Below are 1431 nucleotides of genomic sequence, written 5' to 3'. Positions count from 1 at the left end.
GCACCGATCAGCATGACGGATTACATCCAGCAGATTGGCCGAGCGGGACGCGACGGACGCAAGGCACACTGCGTTCTTTTCTACGATCAGAACGGCGATGATGAGGCAATCTCAAACAGCTTTATCAAGAAGGCGAAAAAGCAGTCACCCAAAGCTGCGAAAACAATAAAGGCAAAACTGAGCTAGGTACACGATTTTATCAATAGCAATAATTGTATGGTAAGCGATATTCTCGAATACCAAGGCCAGCACGAAACGAAAACCTGCAAGCGTTGCACAGTCTGCGCACAGAAACGGAGGAATAGCAAATGATTACGAACAAGTACGGTATCCACACCTTTTCGTTGAAATTACAATGCAAATATTCCAAAATACAGAACATTATTGAATAAAATGAGTGCATTCGTACCAACAAAGGGAAATTAGGTCTTTCGTCGTATTACCAGATGCCACAGTTCAAGGACATTGGTGTTGAGATACAGCTTGGTCAGTCTATTTCACATCCGTGCTGGCTGATACTGATTATTAACCCGTCTTTGTTGCTCGCCGGTACATATAAACCGATCGCATTATTTCAGGCTGACAAAGAGTCTGTTCAGCAGATAAAGCACCGTCTGCGGAATATCCTTGATAAAATCGGCGTTGACCGGCGGCTCAAAGAGTTTAAGCTGTCGCGGTATGATTTGACCTGCAATCTGTATTACAAACACAGGGCTGATGTTCAAGACCGTATTGATATTTTCAAGAAATCCTTTCCTATCCCTCACTATAGTGTGATTAAATTCGGCCAATATTCAAATTCCGATGAGCAATTCAAGGGAGCCAATAAGCATTCGTGGACGATTGAGAATAAGTCTAAAAGCTGTGCTTTCTCAGTTTATGATAAATCGTATGAGCTTGAGAAACGGCATGATATCAAGATTGACGAGCATATTCTTCGACTGGAATTGCGGTTTGGTCGTTCGAAAATCACCAAGTTGACTAAGGCTAAAGACTGGGAAAGTCAGCTGATCGAACTTGGCTCTCAGGTTGAAAATCAGCAGCATAAGTTTCTCCACCGGCTGCATATGATGCACTTTGACCCGGTTTCGCTTCCCGAGCTGCTGGACCGTATCAATGCCTCCAAGTACCGCGAAAAGACGAAAAAGAAGCTGCGCCGTATCGCGAAAAAGGCGAACGGCTGCGTTTCGCTCGCAGCCGTTCAGAAAGATTGCAGAATTAAAAAATTTGAGTTTATTAAATTGTTGGGAAAGTTTGAGGAGATGGAGACAGGATGTATTTCATTCAAGTCATAAATCTATTTCTCATCAGCGCATGCAGGCAAATTTTCTCTTTTATCATCATTTATAATTTTCGTTCTAACGGCCTGCTGCAGGGTGTTTGAGCCTGCTTAAACAGCATGATTTGACGTTCAATCGCCAACATTAGAAT

Annotated in this window: 2 protein-coding genes; both read left to right on the top strand. The window is 43.0% G+C overall.

The features are described from left to right. A partial coding sequence (locus DWZ82_RS15295; RefSeq protein ID WP_199667528.1) for a hypothetical protein occupies window positions 1–186 on the top strand: 186 nt, incomplete at its 5' end. A 260-nt stretch (window positions 187–446) separates the two neighbouring features. After that, a complete protein-coding gene (locus DWZ82_RS14875) occupies window positions 447–1295 on the top strand; it encodes a hypothetical protein (RefSeq protein ID WP_118481405.1) in 849 nt (282 codons plus the stop codon). Window positions 1296–1431: the final 136 nt, after the last annotated feature.

The sequence above is a fragment of the Butyricicoccus sp. AF35-5AC genome (genome assembly GCF_003477715.1).
Lineage (GTDB): Bacteria > Bacillota > Clostridia > Oscillospirales > Butyricicoccaceae > Agathobaculum > Agathobaculum butyriciproducens.
This window is presented reverse-complemented; position numbering and strand designations above follow the sequence as displayed.